General features: G+C 70.4%; 12 protein-coding genes. 8 read left to right on the top strand and 4 right to left on the bottom strand.

The window, feature by feature from the left end; genetic code table 11:
* Positions 1 to 69 precede the first annotated feature (69 nt).
* Positions 70 to 1,593 (bottom strand): WD40 repeat domain-containing protein, encoded by a 1,524-nt coding sequence (locus E1218_RS21230; protein WP_132322806.1) that lies wholly within the window; start codon positions 1,591 to 1,593, stop codon positions 70 to 72.
* A 149-nt stretch (positions 1,594 to 1,742) separates the two neighbouring features.
* A complete protein-coding gene (locus E1218_RS21225; protein ID WP_132322804.1) occupies positions 1,743 to 3,956 on the bottom strand; it encodes a LamG-like jellyroll fold domain-containing protein in 2,214 nt (737 codons plus the stop codon).
* A gap of 172 nt (positions 3,957 to 4,128) precedes the next feature.
* Between E1218_RS21225 and E1218_RS21220 the strand changes: the two genes are divergently transcribed.
* Together E1218_RS21220 and E1218_RS21215 are read left to right on the top strand one after the other, a co-directional pair.
* Positions 4,129 to 5,754, top strand: a complete 1,626-nt coding sequence (locus tag E1218_RS21220; RefSeq protein WP_132322802.1) for a Wzz/FepE/Etk N-terminal domain-containing protein — start codon at positions 4,129 to 4,131, stop codon at positions 5,752 to 5,754.
* Positions 5,755 to 5,756: 2 nt separating this feature from the next.
* Positions 5,757 to 7,043 carry an O-antigen ligase family protein gene (locus E1218_RS21215; protein WP_233712359.1) on the top strand — a complete coding sequence of 429 codons (1,287 nt, stop codon included), beginning with the start codon at positions 5,757 to 5,759 and terminating at the stop codon, positions 7,041 to 7,043.
* On the opposite strand, the gene E1218_RS21210 is transcribed toward E1218_RS21215, so the two are convergent.
* The gene (locus tag E1218_RS21210) at positions 7,040 to 8,581 is read right to left on the bottom strand and encodes a right-handed parallel beta-helix repeat-containing protein (RefSeq protein WP_132322800.1); all 1,542 of its coding nucleotides are present in this window, start codon (positions 8,579 to 8,581) and stop codon (positions 7,040 to 7,042) included. The genes E1218_RS21215 and E1218_RS21210 overlap by 4 nt on opposite strands.
* Positions 8,582 to 8,651: 70 nt before the next feature.
* A complete protein-coding gene (uxaC, locus tag E1218_RS21205) occupies positions 8,652 to 10,058 on the bottom strand; it encodes a glucuronate isomerase (RefSeq protein ID WP_132322798.1) in 1,407 nt (468 codons plus the stop codon).
* A 177-nt stretch (positions 10,059 to 10,235) separates the two neighbouring features.
* Here uxaC and E1218_RS21200 point away from each other — a divergent pair, with 177 nt between their 5' ends.
* Genes E1218_RS21200 through E1218_RS21175 form a run of 6 tightly spaced genes read left to right on the top strand, consistent with a single transcriptional unit; the run spans position 10,236 to position 16,661 of the window.
* Positions 10,236 to 11,231 (top strand): LacI family DNA-binding transcriptional regulator, encoded by a 996-nt coding sequence (locus tag E1218_RS21200; protein ID WP_132322796.1) that lies wholly within the window; start codon positions 10,236 to 10,238, stop codon positions 11,229 to 11,231.
* Positions 11,232 to 11,283: 52 nt separating this feature from the next.
* Positions 11,284 to 12,513 (top strand): ABC transporter substrate-binding protein, encoded by a 1,230-nt coding sequence (locus E1218_RS21195; RefSeq protein WP_132322794.1) that lies wholly within the window; start codon positions 11,284 to 11,286, stop codon positions 12,511 to 12,513.
* The gene (locus E1218_RS21190; protein WP_132322792.1) at positions 12,510 to 13,556 is read left to right on the top strand and encodes an ABC transporter ATP-binding protein; all 1,047 of its coding nucleotides are present in this window, start codon (positions 12,510 to 12,512) and stop codon (positions 13,554 to 13,556) included. The genes E1218_RS21195 and E1218_RS21190 overlap by 4 nt, the downstream gene beginning before the upstream one ends.
* Complete coding sequence (locus E1218_RS21185; protein ID WP_132322790.1) at positions 13,553 to 14,437, top strand: ABC transporter permease; 885 nt, start codon at positions 13,553 to 13,555, stop codon at positions 14,435 to 14,437. Before E1218_RS21190 ends, E1218_RS21185 begins: the two co-directional genes overlap by 4 nt.
* Entirely contained in the window at positions 14,434 to 15,273 is an 840-nt protein-coding gene (locus E1218_RS21180) for an ABC transporter permease (protein WP_132322788.1), read from the top strand. The genes E1218_RS21185 and E1218_RS21180 overlap by 4 nt, the downstream gene beginning before the upstream one ends.
* An 11-nt stretch (positions 15,274 to 15,284) precedes the next feature.
* Positions 15,285 to 16,661, top strand: a complete 1,377-nt coding sequence (locus E1218_RS21175; RefSeq protein ID WP_132322786.1) for a mannitol dehydrogenase family protein — start codon at positions 15,285 to 15,287, stop codon at positions 16,659 to 16,661.
* The last annotated feature ends 18 nt before the right edge of the window (positions 16,662 to 16,679 follow it).

The raw sequence follows: 16,679 nt of genomic DNA, 5'->3' as shown, positions 1-16,679 counted from the left end.
ACGGCCGGCAGCCCCCGCCGGAATCGCGCACGACAGGGGTCTGCCCCAAGGAGCAGACCCCCGGACCGCTCACGGAATCCTCACACTCGCCGACGGGCCCCGCCTGATGTTGCGCCCGTCGTGCACCTCGATGTGGAAGGAGTACGTCGACCCGCGCTTCAGGCCCCGGTTGACCACCGTGTACGCCTTCCGCGGCTCCCAGAAGTACGAGACGTACTTGGCCGACGCGACGTTCGTCGAGCCGCGGAACACGTTGTAGGTGAGCGACAGGTTGTCCAGGTCGTAGGAGTCCGCGAACTTCACGTAGACCCGGCCGGCCGTACTGGCCGTCAGCACCGGCGCCCTGGGCACGGCCGGACCCGAGCCTCCCGGCGCGTTGGTGAACCGGGTCAGGCCCCGCTGCGCCTTGCCGTTGACGTTCAGGAAGTCACCACCGACCCAGAGGTCGGTGCTGGTGCCGGCCATCGCCAGCGGGCCGACCTTGGTCGTGCTCGCCTGGTCGGCGTCGGTGTTCGGGAACCACGGGCCGATCCTGCCGTCGATGGCGCTCTCGACCAGCAGGTAGTGCGTCCCGGTGCCGTCGGGGAACGCGCCGCTGTCGCTGCAGTTGTGCGCGTGCGAGCCCTTGTAGACCCAGTTGCCGATGGCCTTGATCGCCTCGGTGGCGCCCAGGCAGTTGTTCTTCCACAGCAGTTTGCCGGTACTGATCTGGGCCGCCAGGACGCCGTCGTAACAGCCGCTGCCGTCTCCGCCGTTGGAGACGAAGACCTTGTCGCCGAGCGTGTCGATGTCCTTGACCCGGGTGGTGCAGGTCGCGGTCGGCTTCGGGATCGCCAGCGCGGCCGGGAACGAGTACGCCGCCCCGGTGGTGGTGTTCGTCATCGCCAGCGAGTAGTGGTCGTTGCCGTTGAGCCGGCTGAACGGGCCGCCGACGAACACCCGGCTGCCGTTGTCGGCCACGTCGATCGCGTACACGTCGTCGTTCGCGTTCGGGTTCCACGGCAGCAGGTCGCCGTAGATCAACCGGACCGCGCCGAGGTGGTTGCGGACGGCACCGTCGATCCGGCCGAACGCTCCGCCGATGTAGACGCTGCTGCCGGAGATGGCCAGCGCCTTGACCCGGGCGGACACCACCGGGTCCCAGGCGGCGACCAGCCGGCCGGTGACGACCGAGAACATCGCGATCTTGCTGCGCTTGATCCCGTTCACCGTGGTGAAGTCGCCGCCGATCACGACCCACTTGCCGTCCGGGCTGGTGGCGATGCTGTACACCGGTCCGTTGAGCGTCGGCGCGAAGGCCGTCGGCGCACCGGTGGTGCGGTCGAACGCGGCGATGTAGGTGCGGACGGCCTCTCCCTGGCCGGCCGGCTTGCCCGGTTGGCGGATCCTGGTGAACAGGCCACCGGCGAACACCGTGTTGCCGCTGATCGCGAGCGCGTTCACGCTGTTGTTGGTCTGCCACGAGGTCTGCTTGATGGCCGACACGGCCGATCCGAAGCCGGCGGTGGCCGCCTCCACCGGCGGTCCGGAGGGAATCAGCGCTGCGGCGACCACGGCCGCAGCGGTGACAAGGGCCAGCACATACTTCTTCATCAATGTCCTTTGGACTGGGCGGGGGCAGTCTTGGGGCGGCTGCGCGCCTCACGCACGCACCCAGCGGACACTAGCGCGGGGTGGGGCCGACCGGAAGCCGACCTCACCCTCGCGTTATGACTTTGTGCCGCAGTCGGCGGACTCTGCGTTCACCGGGCCGCGAAGTGACTCTGGACCTGGGGCGGGCTGAGCGCGTACGGGTACACCGCCGCCTCGTCGATGCCCATCCCGGTCTGGGTCGCCCCGCCACCCGGCCAGTTGCTGGTGTTGTCGTACCCGACGCGCCACCAGCCGTAGTACAGCGACGCCGATCCGACTGACGTGCTGCCCGCCAGAACGCCGTCGACGTACAGCTTCATGGCGCCGTTGTCGTAGCTGCCGACCACGTGGTGCCACTGCCCGTTGTTCTTGCCCGAGGTGCTGGTCAGGGTGCGCTGGGTGCCGTCGTTCACGCCGAACACGATCGAGCCGTTGGTGCGCATGTAGAGCATCCGGTCGCCGCCGCCGGCGCTGCTGCCGGTCCTCGAACTGCCGAAGCCGATGATCCGGCCGCCGCGGTTGAACCCGCTCTGCTTGACCCACGCCTCGACGGTGAACTGCTGCGGCATGCTGTACGCCTTCTCGCCGATCATCCGTCCGCTGGTCGTGCTCGCGGTCATCGAGGTGTCGCCCGCGATCGCACCGGCGCCGCCCAGCGTGACACCGGTGAAGGTGCCGTTGTTGCTCTGCCCGGACGAGTCGACCGAAGTCGTCGAACCGGCCGCCTCGCCGAGCCGCCAGTAGGCCTGCGGTCCGTCGGATTTCACGATCTGGTCGTACGCCGTGGACGCCGTACTGGCAACCGTGACCGGGTCGGAGTAGTTGCCGCGAATCGTCGTACTGCCGTCGGTCACCTCGACCCGGTAGTTCGTCACCTCGCCCGGTGCTGACGTGGTGTCGGTGAAGTGCAGCCAGGGCCGGTCCCACGGCGTCGACTTCGCGGTCCAGGTCGCGATCGTGGTGTTGCTGAAGCCCTTCAGCAGCCGGTATGTCAGCGTGCTGTCGTCGTTGTCGACCACGGTCGGGAAGTGCAGCTGTACGACGCCCGGTTCCACGCTGTACGGGAGCAGCTTCGCCGGCTTGGCCGGCGCGGCGCCTGGGCCCTCGTTGGTGAACCGGGTCAGGCCCTGCTGGCCGACGCCGTTCGTGGTGGTGAAGTCGCCGCCGACCCAGAGGTCGTCGCCGCCGGTCGCGAGGGCGAGCGGGCCGACCTCGGTGGGCGGGCCGGCGTTGGTGTTCGGGAACCACGGGCCGAGCGCGCCGTCGGTCAGCTTCTCGGTCAGCAGGAAGCGGTAGCCGAAGCCCTGCGGGAAGCCGCCGGCGCCCTGGTTCGCGCAGTCGTGGGCGTGCGACCCCTTGTACAGCCAGCCGTTGACGACCTTGACCGCCTCGGTGGCACCCAGGCACTGGTTCTTCCACTTCAGCGTGTTGGTCGCGATGTCGACCGCCCAGGTGCCGTCGAAACAGCCGCCCCCGTCACCGCCGTTGCCGAAGTACACGGTGTCGCCGCTGGTGTCGATCGCCTTCACCCGGGTGGTGCAGGAACCGTTCGGCGGCGGTACGGCGGACGCGCCCGGGAACGGCAGGACGCCGCCGGACACCGGATCCAGGCTGGTCACGGTGTTCTGGTTCGTGCCGTTCACGGTGCTGAACTGGCCGCCCGCGTACACCTTGGAGGCGTCGTCGGCGACGTCCACGGCGTACACGTCGCCGTTGACGGCCGGCGCCCAGGGCAACAGCGTGCCGAGGTCCGCGTCGACCGCGGCCAGCCGGAGCCGCTCGACGTTGTTGACCAGGCCGAACGATCCGCCGAAGTACACCGTGTCACCGGACACCGAGATGGTCTTGACCCGGTAGGACACCGAGGGCTTCCAGTCGGCGACCAGCGTGCCGGTGGCGGTGTCGAAGGCGGCGATCCGGTTGCGCTTGACGCCGTCGACGCTGGTGAAGTCACCACCGACGTACACTCGCGAGCCGTCGGCCGAGGCGGCGACGGCGTACACCTGGCCGTTCAGGACCGGGGTGAACGAGGTGATCAGGTCGCCGGTGGCGGCGTCGAACGCGGCGAGGTAGGCCTGCGCGACCTCGCTCGTCCCGGCTGCGGCACCCGGCGGGCGGACGCTGGTGAACCGGCCGCCGACGTACGCCTTGCCGGCGGCGACGGCGATTCCCTGCACGCTCGCGTTGGTCTGCCAGGTCGGGCTCGCCGTCGCCGACAGCGAGGCCTCGATGCTCTGGGCCGGCGGCGCGGCCACGATTACCAGCGATCCGGCGATGAGAGCGCCCACGAGCCCCAGACGCGTGAACAGCCATCTCTTCTTCATCCTGCGGTGTCCCCCTCGGACAGAATGGCGCGCCCCACGGCCCGCCTCACATGGTTCCTCAGCTGCCCCCGAACCTTCGAGAAGAGAGTAGGCCACACCGACAGACCCTTTGGCCAGCCCGCGCCCTTCGGGCATATCCTGGGTCGCTGGCTCCGAGGAGATGAGGTAGGGGATGGAACCCGGCACCGTGGTCTGGCGGGAGACCGCTCAGTCACTGCTCCGGCAGAAGTGGCTGATTCTCGGCTGCATCCTGCTCGGACTCGTCGGCGCCTCGGTGTTCGCGCTCGCCCAGACCGAGCGCTGGACGGCGTCCAGCCAGCTGGTCATCGGCCCCGCCGTACCGCCCGCCCTCGTCGGGAAGCTGCCCAGCAGCGCGGACAAGACCGGCCCGCTCGGCATGGACCTGCCGGCCGAGACCCAGGCCCGGGTGATGGCCAGCCCGACCCTGCTCCGCAGCGTCGCCAAGTCGCTCGGCCTGCCGACCACGGACCGGACCGTCCAGGACCTGGCCGCGGTGACCCGGGTCAAGGCGGTCACCGACAACGCCTACCTGGTCACCACGGACGGCCCGACCTCCTCGGAGGCGGTACGCCGGGCGAACGCGATCGCGGTCATCTATCTCAAGCAGCGCAACGACGAAGCCAAGTCGCTACTGACCACCCTGGCCGCCCAGGCGCAGGACCGGTCCAAGACGGCCAACCAGCAGTCCAAAAGCCTGATCAGCCAGATCAACGAGGCGGTTCAGCGGGACGACACGCAGACCGCGGCCGCGCTCCGCGACCAGCGCGTCGGCCTGGCCACCGAGGCCCGGCAGGCGGCCGACGACGCCGCGGCTATGCTCAAGGCGTTGACGGCGGTCGGCACCGGGAGCGAACTGGTCACCCCGGCCACGACGGACACCGCGACCGCGTCGCCGATGGTCGCCCGCGACGTCCTGGTCGGCGGCATCCTCGGCCTGGTGCTGGGCTTCGGCCTGGCCCTGCTCCGGTCCCACCTGACGCCGTACATCCTGACCCGCGACCAGGCGGCCCGGGCCGCGAGCTCGCCGGTGATCGCCGCGTCGGAGAGCAACCGCCGCCGGCCGTGGCACCGGGCGGCTCCCGAGCTTCCGCAGTACGAGATCACCGCGCTCGGCGCCGAGGCGAGCGGCGCGCTCGCCCGGCGCGAGCTGAACCCGCGGGCCTTCGCCGGCGGCGGCCCCGGCGCGCTGCTGGTGGTCTCGGCCTCGCCGACGCCGAACTCGGCCGGGATCGCGCTCGCGATGGCTGAGGCGAACGCCCGGGACGGCCGCGAGACCCTGCTGGTCCTCGCCGACGTGGAGGGTACGCCGGTCCTCGAGCACGTCAGCGGGCACGAGGGGCTGACCGACCTGGTGAACGAGCCGGCCGCGACCCGGGCGATCCGGGCCCGGAAGCTGTTCCGGCCCGGCACGGTCGCCGACCTGTACGTGCTGCCGCCCGGCCTGAACCACGAGGAGACGGCCGAGGCCGTCGGTCCGTCGCTGGTGCCTGGCATCGTGGCCGACCTGCCGCCCGGGTACTCCGTGGTCATCCACGGCCCGGCCGCCGTCGGCCGGCACGGGATCACGCCGCTCGCGGCCGCCGTGGACGCGTCGGTGCTGGTGGTGCAGGTCGGCCACGACAAGGAGATGGATGTCGCCCGGCTCACCGGGGCGCTGCAGTTCGCCGGTGCTCCGGTGCTGGGCGTCGTGCTGATCGGTGCCTCGGCGCACGACGAGACGCTGGGCATCCCGCTCAACTTCACGCCGGCCGAGTCGGCCGCTCCACCGATCCGCTGACCGTGTCGTCGTACCAGCTGGCGCGGCCGGTGCCGGGGACCGTCGAGGAGGTCCAGAAGCCGGCCTGGTTCTGGCTGATGCTGTGGTGCCTGTTCGTGCTCGGCGTGCAGCCGTGGTCGGCCCGGGTGGCCTCGCCGCAGGGGACCACCGGGTCGACGAACAGCCTGATGAAGGGCCTGCTGTTGGGCGCGATCTTCCTGGTCGCGCTGGCGGCGACCAAGCCCGGTTTCCGGACCCGGCTCAACCCGGCGAGCAGCCTCTACGTGATCTACGTGCTGTTCGCGACGGCCACCGCGTTCCTGCTCGCCGACCCGGCGGGGCCGCTCATGCGGCTGGCCCGGTTCCTGATCGGGCTGGTGATCATCTTCCTGCTGTGGCGACCGTTGGTGCAGGTCCCGGAGCGGCTGATCCGGGCGCACCTGTGGGCGCACCTGCTGCTCGCGGGCACGGTCGTGCTCAGCCTGGCGTACGCGCCGAGCCAGGCCTGGCGGCCGCTCAGTTCGCTCGGCACCGGCTACCGGCTGCAAGGCGTCATCATTCCGATGCTGCCGCCACGGGTCGGCGAGGTCGGCGCGATCCTGCTCGGCCTGGCGCTGATCGGGTTCGTCTGCCGGAAGCTGTCGTTCCTGCCGGCCGCCGGGCTGATCGGGCTGGGTACGGTCCTGGTCGCCGCCAGCCGCACGCGGACATCGGCAGCGGCGGTCGCCTTCGGGCTCGTGCTGGCGCTGATCCTGACCCGGAAGACCTGGGCCGGGCGGTTGACGAGTCTCGCGGTGCCGGCGCTGGTCGGGGTCGCGTTCCTGACGATCGGGTCGCTGCACACGTGGCTGCTGCGCGGCCAGGGGACCCGGCAGATCAGCTCACTCAGCGGCCGGACCACCAGCTGGCAGGCCGTGCTGGACGAGAAGGTGTCGCTGCAGACGGCGATCATCGGCCACGGGCTGGGCAACAAGCGGGTGCTGCTGCGGCGCGGTGAAGGCGACATCGACGTGATGGCGATCGACAACAGCTGGCTCGGCCTCTACTGGGAGACCGGTCTGCTCGCGGTCACGATCGTCGGTATCGCGCTGATCGTCGCCTGGATCTCGGTGCTCCGGGCGCCCACGCCGTACGTGAAGGCCTGTGGTGCCCTCCTCCTCGGCTACATCACCGCCGCCTCGCTCAACGAGAGCGGCCTGTCCGACCTCAGCTCGATGACGCTTCACCTCCTGGTCGCCGCCGCCGTCTGCGACTCCGACCGGCTACGCCACAAAGCCAGGCAACTCGCGCCGACCGCGGCTCCCCGCTAGCCGGTGACGGAGTCCTTGTCGAAGCCGGCCTGTTGCCACTCCGGCCAGGTGAGCGTCTTGCCGCGGTAGGCGAAGCGGGTTCGGGAGTCGCCGGCGAAGCGGTAGCTGTTGCGCCGGAAGGTGACGGCGCCCTGCGCGGTGGGGGAGCCCTTGTTCTCGACGACGCCGGTGCTGGCGGTGGCGTCGTCCATGAAGACCAGGTTGCCCTCGATCACCACGTCGGCCAGCACGTACCTGCCGCGCGGCCCGTCGCCGCGGGTGCGGGACTGGATTGAGATGCCGTTGCGGTTGCCCTTGACCAGGTTGCCGCGGACCTGCACGCCGGCCGAGGTGTTCACGTTGATCCCGCCGCCGTCCCACAGACTCCCGCCGGAGCCGCGGCCGGTGCCGAACCCGTTGCCCTCGACCACGTTCTGCTCGATCACCGCCTGGTAGCTGATCTCGTACCGGATCCCGTCGGCGGCGTTGTGCCGGATCCGGTTGCCGGTGATCCGCCGGTCGTACTCGGCGATGTCGCTCCACATCCCGATCCCGCGGTTGCCGACGATGTCGTTCCCGGACACCTCGCCGGACGACCGGGTCGACTTGATCCCGCCGGACTCCCAGTCGGCGATCCAGAATCCGTCGGTGTTGTTCCGGGTGACCAGGTTCGCGGTGATCCGGACGCCGGCCGACTTGTACTGCCCGATCCCGAGCTGCCCGTTGTCGGCGACCGTGTTCCGGCTGAGCTCGGCGCCGTCGCCCTCGATCACCATGATCCCCACCGCGTGGTTCCAGCGGACCTCGTTCGCGGTCACCGTCCAGCCCGGGCCGGCCTGTAGCGCACCGGCCTGCGGCCGGCTGGCGAAGTGCTCGATCGTCAGCCCGGTGACCGTGACGTCGTCCGCAGACTTGTCGATCGCGGTCGGCGTCCGGGACATCTCGACCGCGTGGCCGGCCGGGTCGTCGGCGACGTACACGGCGTTCGCGGCGTAGTCGCCGAAGAATGTTCCCGGCTTCAACCGGCCGAGGCTCATCACCCGGGTCAGATGCTTGCCGTCGACAAACAACTGCTCGCCGCGCTGGCACGGCTTGGTCTTGGTGTCCTCACACTGCCCTTTGAGCGCGTACGGCGCCGGCAGCACCCCACGCACGACCCAGCGGTCACCGTCCTGCGTCCACTTGTCGAGCCGCACCGACCCGCTCAGTACGACGCCCGGACCGCCACCCAGCGTGTCACCGGTCCGCGGCCGCACCGGCTTGCTGATCCGGTGCAGTCCCTTGGCGAAGCAGAACGTCGTCCCCTGCGGCTGCGCGTCGATCACCGTCTGCGGATCGGCGCCCACCGGGATCGGGACGCCCTGGCACGGCTTCGCCGTACTCGGCCCGGTCGGGCCCAACGCCGCGGCGGCCGCCGCCGGGGGAGCCGTCGGCACCGTCACAGTGGTGGTCGCCGACGACACAGGCGGCGGTGCACCCGAGTCGCCCGGGTCGTCCGAGCAACCGGCCAGCAGCAACAGCAGCACGGCACCACCGGCCGTGACAGCACGACGCCTCATCCACGTTCCTTCACAGCTTCCCCCACCGAACAGATCTGCTGGAGACTACCTGCAGCGGGGGTGCGGGACGTCAGCTGAGGTAGGTGTCCCGGGCCAGGTTGTAGGCGAGGTCCTGCGCCACCTGGAACGCGTCGTCCTCGTCCAGGCGGTGCTGGACGACCAGGTTGGCCAGGTAACCGGCGTCGATCCGCCGGGCCAGGTCGTGCCGCGCCGGAATCGACAGGTACGCGCGGGTGTCGTCGACGAAGCCGGAGGTGTTGTAGAAACCGGCCGTCTCGGTGACCAGTTCGCGGAACCGGCGCATGCCGTCCGGGCTGTCGAGGAACCACCACGGCGCCCCCAGCCGGACCGCCGAGTACACCCCGGCCAGCGGTGCGAGCTCGCGCGAGTACACGGTCTCGTCGACGGTGAACAGCACCATCCGGAACCCGTCCGCGTGCCCGAAGCGCTCGAGCAACGGCTGCAGCGACCGGGTGAACTCGGCCGCGACCGGGATGTCGTGCCCCTTGTCCGGCCCGTACGTCGAGTGGATCGCCGGATCGTGGTCGCGCAGTACGCCGGGGTGCAGCTGCATGACCAGGCCGTCCTCGGCCGACATCACCGCGGACTGGTAGAGCATGTGGCCGGCGAACGCGCTCGCGTCCACCGCCGACACCTCACCCTTGCGGGCACTCGCGTAGATCCGCGCAGCCTCGGCGTCGGACAGCGGGATCGCGGCCGCACTCAGGTGCCCGTGGTCGGTCGCCCGGGCACCCGCCTCGACGAACGCCTGCCGCCGCTGCCGGATCGCCTGCAGATACCCGTCGTACGTCGAGGTGTCGACGTCGGCCAGCGCGGCGAGCTGCTGGACGAGATCGGTCCAGTCCGGCCGGTCCACGTGGACGACGGCGTCCGGCCGGAACGTCGGGACGACCCGGCCGGGCAGGTCCGCGGCGACCTTCGCGTGCTGGGCGAGGTCGTCGGTGGCGGCGTCGGTGGTCGAGATCAGCTCGATCGCGAACCGGTCGAGCAGCGCGCGCGGCCGGAAGTCCGGCTCGGCGAGGCGGGCGGAGATCTGGTCGTACAGCTCGTCGGCGTTCTCGGCCGACGGGTGCGTGGTGACGCCGAGGACCTCGGCGAACTCGTGCTCCAGCCAGTACCGGCTCGGGGTGGCCAGGAAGAGGTGCCAGTTCGCGCAGAACTCGCGCCAGATGTCCCGCGGGTCCGCGGCCGGGGCGCCGTCGCGGCGGGGGAGGCCGAGGCGCTCGGGGGAGATGCCCTGTGAGATCAGCATCCGGGTGACGTAGTGGTCCGGGATCACCAGCAGCTCGGCCGGGTTGCCGAGCGGGGCGTCGGTGGCGAACAGCGAGATGTCCACGTGCCCGTGCAGGCAGAGCAGCGGCAGGCCCTTGGTCGACGCGTGGATCCGGCGGGCGAGGTCACGGGCCTCACCGGCAGGCAGCGCGCGGTCCGGATGTGGCTGCAGTGCCTTCGGCATGGGTCCTCCGTCAGGGGTCGGCTGCAACGGTTGCTGCAAAGGATTGCAGCCCTGTCGGTGCGACACAAGTCATTGTCCACAAGGCGATGCGGAAGGCATGCGGCGACATTCGGCGAACTCTTGACACACCGGTGAAACCGATTGCAGACTCACGCCTGACCGAGGGAGGAGGTGACCATGCCTGCGACGATCCGTGACGTGGCGCGGCTGGCGGGCGTGTCGCCGTCCACCGTTTCCCGCGCGCTCTCGATGCCGGAGATGGTCAACGCCGCCACCCGCGCCCGTGTCGCCGCCGCGGTCGAGCAGCTCGGCTACCAGCCGAACCGCGCGGCCCGCGGCCTGATCACCGGCCGGACCGGCAACATCGGCCTGGTCGTGCCCGATCTCGCCAACCCGTTCTTCGCCAGTGTCGCCAAGGGCGTCCAGGCCCGCGCCCGGCGGTACGACGTGGCCGTCTTCGTCGCGGACACCGACGAGGACGCGGCCGCCGAGGTCGGCCTGGTGCGGGCGCTGGCCAAGCAGGTCGACGGGCTGATCCTGTGCTCGCCGCGGGCGAGCGACGCCGACCTGTCCGCGATCGCCCAGGACACGAACGTCGTCCTGGTCAACCGCACGGCCGAGGGTGTGCCCGGGATCATCTACGACAACGAGGGAGGGATGCGGCAGGCGGTCGCGCACCTGGTGGCGCTCGGCCACCGCAAGATCGCCTGGGTCGGTGGCCCGGTCACCTCGTGGTCGACGCAGCACCGCACCCTCGGCCTCAGCAACGCCCTCTACGACCACGGTGCCGAGCTGGCTCGGGTCGGCAGCTTCGCGCCGACGTACGAAGGTGGCATGGCGGCGGCGGACCAGGCCGTCGCCACCGGAGCCACCGCGGTGGTCACCTACAACGACCTGGTCGCGATCGGGCTGCTGGCCCGGTTGCACGCGCGGGGGATCTCGGTGCCGGGCGACGTCAGCGTGGTCGGCATCGACGACATCGCCATGTCCCGGATGGCCAGGCCCGCCCTGACCACGGTCCGGCTGCCGAAGCAGGAGGCCGGCCGGATCGCGGTGGAACTGCTGCTGGCCGTCCTGGACGACCCGGATCCCGGCACCGCGATCGGCACCCGCGGCACGTTGCACGGCGAGCTGATCGTCCGCGACTCGACCGGCCCCGCACCACAGCCCTGATCGACCCCGGCCACGTGCCGGGACCGCCCCTGATCCAGAGGAGACGCCCCCGATGCCCATCCAGTGGAGAATCGGCCCTCGCAGGAACCGCATCGTCGCCGCCGCCGGCCTGGTCGCCGTTCTGGCCGCCTGCGGTGCACCGACCACGAACCAGCCCGCCGGCGAGAACACCGGGGACGTCCCGGAGAAGCCGTCGAAGGCGGTGACACTGAACATCCTCGACGTGGCCGGCAACCTGCAGCTCACCCAGGGGATGATCGACGAGTTCGTCGAGCAGCACCCCGACGTCGTGTCGAAGGTGACGTACTCGAAGGCACCGGCGCCCGAGCTGGCCGGCAAGATCAAGGCCCAGCAGAACGCGAACCGGGTCGACATCGACCTCGTCCTGACCGGCGTGGACGGCCTGGCCGCCGGTCGCGACCAGGGCCTGTGGACCGACCTGCTGCCCAGGTACGCCGACCGCGTCGCCGGGATGAAGGACTACCTGCCGCCGGCCCAGAAGATGCAGGAGCTGGCCGGCAACAGCGGTGTCACCATCACCTACTACCCGTCCGGCCCACTCCTGGAGTACCTGCCGGCCAAGGTCCCGTCGCCGCCGAGGACGGCCGAGGACCTGCTCGCCTACGCGCAGGCCAACAAGGGCAAGGTCATGTACGCCCGCCCGTCCAACTCCGGTCCCGGCCGCACGTTCCTGATGGGTCTGCCGTACATCCTCGGCGACAAGGACCCGAAGGACCCGGTCAACGGCTGGGACAAGACCTGGGCCTACCTCAAGGAGCTCAACCAGTACGTCGACTTCTACCCGTCCGGCACCGCGGACACGATGAAGGCACTGGCCAACGGCTCCGCGAACATCATCGCCACCACGACCGGCTGGGACATCAACCCGCGCGTCCTCGGCACAGTGCCGAAGGAGGCCGCGATCACCCCGCTGGAGGGTTTCCACTGGGTGACCGACGCGCACTACGCCGTCGTACCGAAGGGTGTGCCGACCGACAAGCAGGCCGCGGTGCTGCAGTTGCTGAACTTCATGCTCACCCCGGAGCAGCAGGCGAAGGCGTACGACAAGGGCTACTTCTACCCGGGCCCGGCGATCAAGGGTGTCGACCTGGCGAAGGCACCGCAGGAGAGCCAGGACGCGATCTCGGAGTTCGGCCGGCCGGAGTACGACAAGCTGATCGCCGACAACCCGACCGAGGTGCCGCTGGACGCGAAGAGCCTGGTCGCCGCGTTCGACAAGTGGGACCGCGAGGTCGGTGGCAGCAAGGTCAAGAAGTCGTGAGGCAGTTCGACAGACTACGGCTGGAAGGCGTCGGTCGCCGCTTCGGTGCGGCGGACGCGCTGATCGGGCTGGACCTGAGCATCGAGCGGGGCGAGTTCATCGCCCTGCTCGGGCCGTCCGGCTGCGGGAAGTCGACCGCGCTGAACTGCCTGGCCGGGTTGCTGCCGCTGACCGCCGGCGCCATTTGGCAGGACGACCGCCGGATCGACACCCTGCCGCCGGAGAGGCGCGGGTTCGGCATGGTCTTCCAGAACTACGCGCTCTTCCCGCACCTGACCGTCCGCGACAACATCGCCTTCGGCCTGCGGATGCGCCGGCTGCCCAAGGACGAGGTCCGGCGCCGGACGGCGGCCGCGATCGAGATGGTCCGGCTCGACGAGCACGCGTCGAAGCTGCCCGGCCAGTTGTCCGGTGGTCAGCAGCAACGGGTCGCGATCGCCCGGGCGACCGTGCTGGAACCGTCGCTGGTGCTGATGGACGAGCCGCTCAGCAACCTGGACGCGAAGCTCCGCCTCGAGATGCGGACCGAGATCCGCCGGCTGCACCAGTCGCTCGGCCTGACCACGGTGTACGTCACGCACGACCAGGAGGAGGCGCTCAGCATGGCCGACCGCCTGGTCGTCATGCGCGCGGGCCGGGTGCAGCAGATCGGCACGCCCGAAGAGGTGCACACCAAGCCGTCCACCTGGCACGTCGCCGACTTCATGGGCTACCGCAACCTGCTGACCCTGAAGGCCGACAGCGTGACCGGCAGCCAGGTCACCGTCCCGCTCGCCGGTACCACGCTGACGGGCACGGCCCAGGGTGTCGTCGCGGCCGGCGACGAGGTGGTCGCCGCCGTTCGCCCGGAGGACCTGAAGCTCGGTGGTGAAGGCCTGAAGGGTCTCGTCGAGGTGGTCGAGTACCAGGGGCGCGAGCACGCGGTCGAGGTCGTGCTCGACGACGGCACCCGGGTGCACGTCCGGACCGAGCAGAGGGTCGATCCCGGGGCGCAGGTCGCACTCGGCGTCAGCCCCGGCCGCCTCTTGGTCTACCCGTCATGACCGCGACCGCGAGCTGGCACCACCGGCTGGCCGAACGCGGGGTCGACCGGAGGCTCTGGTTGTTGCTGCCGGCCACGATCTTCGTGCTGCTGCTGTTCGTCTACCCGTTCCTCTACGGCCTGAGCCTGTCCTTCCAGCCGCTGAACGGCGGCGGCCTGCTGGCGAACTACGAGAAGTTCTTCGGCGACGCGTACCAGCGGGACACGATCGTCACCACGCTGAAGATCGCCCTGCCGGCCGCGCTGCTGAACGTGCTCGCCGCCGTCCCGATCGCGTTCCGGATGCGCGGCCGGTTCCGCGGCAAACGGCTGCTGACGACGCTGCTCGTCGTACCGATCACCCTCGGCACCGTGCTGACGGCGCAAGGATTGCTGAACTATCTCGGCCCGACCGGGTGGTTCAACCGGGTGCTGCTGTCGTTGCACCTGATCGAGGATCCGGTCCGGCTGACGAACAACTACTGGGGGGTGTTCTTCTCGCTCGTCATCACCGGGTTCCCGTTCGCGTTCCTGCTGGTGCTGTCGTACCTGAGCGGGATCGACCCGACCCTCGAGCGGGCGGCCGCGACCCTGGGCGCGTCCCGGGCGCAACGATTCCGCCGGATCACGCTGCCGCTGCTCGCGCCCGGTCTGGCGACGACGTTCCTGCTGACGTTCGTGCTCGCGTTCTCGGTCTTCCCCTCGGCCGTGCTGGTCGGCAACCCGGCCGGCTCGACCCGGGTGATCTCACTGGCCGCGTACCAGGCGGCGTACGAGCAGTACGACTACGCCTACGCGTCGGCGATCGCGATGATCATGGGCGCGGTCGAACTGGTCGTCGTGGTGATCGTCCTGCTGTGGCGATCGCGGCTGTACACCGGATCGACGGGAGGCAAGGGATGAGCAACCGGTCGATCAGGGCGACTCCCACCGCGTGGTTCATCTGGGCCGCGGTCGTCTTCTTCTTCGTCAACCTGGCCGGTGTGGTCGGGTCCGTCCTGGTCAGCTCGTTCGGACAGAAGTGGTTCGACACCTGGGTGCCGAGCGGCTTCACCACCCAGTGGTACGGCGACGCGTGGCGCGAGTTCGGACTGTTGCAGGTCATCTCGGTGACGCTGCTCGCCTCCGGTCTCGTCGTCGCGCTCTCGGTGCTGGTCGGTGCGCCGGCGGCGTACGTGCTGGCCCGGCAGAACTTCCCGGGCAAGCGGCTGGTGTACCTGACGTTCCTGCTGCCGATCCTGATGCCGCCGATCACGTACGGCATCCCGCTCGCGACCGTGCTGTACAAGTTCGGGTTCGCCGGTCACCTGTCCGGGGTCGTGCTGGCCAACCTGGTGCCGTCGGTGCCGTTCGTGATCCTGACCATGACGCCGTTCATCGAGCAGGTCGACCCGCGGATCGAGAGCGCGGCCCGGATGCTCGGTGCGAACACCCGCGCGGTGTTCCTGAAGATTCTCGCGCCGCTGCTCGTCCCCGGGCTGCTCGCCTCGGCGATCCTGGTGCTGGTCCGGACGGTCGGCATGTTCGAGCTGACCTTCCTGACCGCCGGCCCGGACTCGCAGACGCTGGTGGTTGCGCTCTACTACTCGATGTCCGCGGCCGGGATCCGTGCCCAGCAGTCGGTCGACGCGATGGCCGTGATGTACACGGCGATGATGCTGGTACTGCTGGTGGTGGCACTGCGGTTCGTCAACCCCACCCAGCTCGTGGCCCGAGTCAAAGAAGAACCACCCGAGTGAAAGAGGAAGTCTTGAGCAGGCTGAGTCTCACCAACCTTCCCGTCGCCCCCGCGGTCGACCCGCGGCAACTGTCGGTCGGCGTCGTCCACCTCGGGCTGGGCGCGTTCCACCGGGCGCACCAGGCCGTGGTCACCGAGCGGGCTGCGGTGGCCACCGGGGACACGCGGTGGGGGATCGCCGGGGTGAGCCAGCGCTCGGCCACGGTCCGCGACCAACTCGCCCCGCAGGACGGCCTGTACGCCGTCCTCGAACGCGGGCTCGGCGACCCGTCGGTCCAAGTGATCGGCAGCATCCGCGACGTACTCACGGCCCCCGAGGACCCGGAGGAAGTGGTCGCCCGGATCGCGGATCCGGCGGTGTCGGTGGTGACGCTGACGGTCACCGAGAAGGGTTACCGGGCCAGAGGCGACGGGCTCGACCTCGACGACCCGGAGATCCGCGCCGACCTGACCGGCCGCCCGCCGCGGACGGTCGTCGGGCAGTTGGCCGCCGGGCTCGCCCGCCGGGTGGAGCCGCTGACGATCGTGTCCTGCGACAACCTGGTGGCCAACGGCCCGTTCCTGCGCCGGCTGGTCGCGGACTACGTGGAGGCACTCGGCAAGGTGCCGGAGGTGTTCGAGGCGACCCGCTTCCCGGCCAGCATGGTCGACCGGATCGTGCCCGCGACCACCGGCGCGGACCGTGATGAGGCCGCCCGGCTGCTCGGCGTACGGGACGAGGCGGTGGTGGTCGCGGAGCCGTTCCTGCAGTGGGTGATCGAGGACGACTTCGCCGGTGAGCGCCCGGCCTGGGAGCAGGGCGGTGCCGTCCTCACCCCGGACGTCGCGCCGTGGGAGCGGGCGAAGCTCCGGATGCTCAACGCGACCCATTCGATGCTGGCCTACCTCGGCGCGCTCCGCGGCTACGAGACGATCGCCGAGGCGGTCCGCGACGACGAACTGGCCGCCCTGGCCCGTGCGCTGATGACCGAGGACGTCGTCCCGACTCTCAGCCCACCGGACGGCCTGGATCTCACCGAGTACGGCGCCACCGTGCTCGAGCGATTCGCCAACCCCGCGTTGAAGCACCGGACGACGCAGGTCGCCATGGACGGCTCGGTCAAGCTGCCGGTCCGGATGCTCGGTACGGTCCGCGACCGCCTGGCCGCGGGCGCCGAGCCGCGCGTGATCACGCTGGCCGTCGCGGCGTGGATGACCTACGTGCTCAAGACCCCGACCGTCGACGACCCGCAGTCCGGTCGGCTCGAGGCGGCGCTCGCTGGTGTGTCCGGAGCGGCCGCCGTGGTCGACGCACTCCTCGGTGTGGAGTCGATCTTCACGCCGGACCTGCGCGAGTCACCGGTCTTCCGCGACCTGCTGGTCGAGCACGTCAACGCACTGACCGCCTGACCCCGCCCCCACTCGCCC

The sequence above is a fragment of the Kribbella turkmenica genome (assembly GCF_004348725.1).
Taxonomy (GTDB): domain Bacteria; phylum Actinomycetota; class Actinomycetes; order Propionibacteriales; family Kribbellaceae; genus Kribbella; species Kribbella turkmenica.
This window is presented reverse-complemented; position numbering and strand designations above follow the sequence as displayed.

Excerpts from the sequence above, each read along its gene's own strand:
- E1218_RS21230 (WP_132322806.1), bottom strand. The coding sequence starts at position 1,593 with ATGAAGAAGTATGTGCTGGCCCTTGTCACCGCTGCGGCCGTGGTCGCC.
- E1218_RS21220 (WP_132322802.1), top strand. The coding sequence starts at position 4,129 with ATGGAACCCGGCACCGTGGTCTGGCGGGAGACCGCTCAGTCACTGCTC.
- E1218_RS21185 (WP_132322790.1), top strand. The coding sequence starts at position 13,553 with ATGACCGCGACCGCGAGCTGGCACCACCGGCTGGCCGAACGCGGGGTC.
- E1218_RS21225 (WP_132322804.1), bottom strand. The coding sequence starts at position 3,956 with ATGAAGAAGAGATGGCTGTTCACGCGTCTGGGGCTCGTGGGCGCTCTC.
- uxaC (WP_132322798.1), bottom strand. The coding sequence starts at position 10,058 with ATGCCGAAGGCACTGCAGCCACATCCGGACCGCGCGCTGCCTGCCGGT.
- E1218_RS21180 (WP_132322788.1), top strand. The coding sequence starts at position 14,434 with ATGAGCAACCGGTCGATCAGGGCGACTCCCACCGCGTGGTTCATCTGG.
- E1218_RS21210 (WP_132322800.1), bottom strand. The coding sequence starts at position 8,581 with ATGAGGCGTCGTGCTGTCACGGCCGGTGGTGCCGTGCTGCTGTTGCTG.
- E1218_RS21195 (WP_132322794.1), top strand. The coding sequence starts at position 11,284 with ATGCCCATCCAGTGGAGAATCGGCCCTCGCAGGAACCGCATCGTCGCC.
- E1218_RS21200 (WP_132322796.1), top strand. The coding sequence starts at position 10,236 with ATGCCTGCGACGATCCGTGACGTGGCGCGGCTGGCGGGCGTGTCGCCG.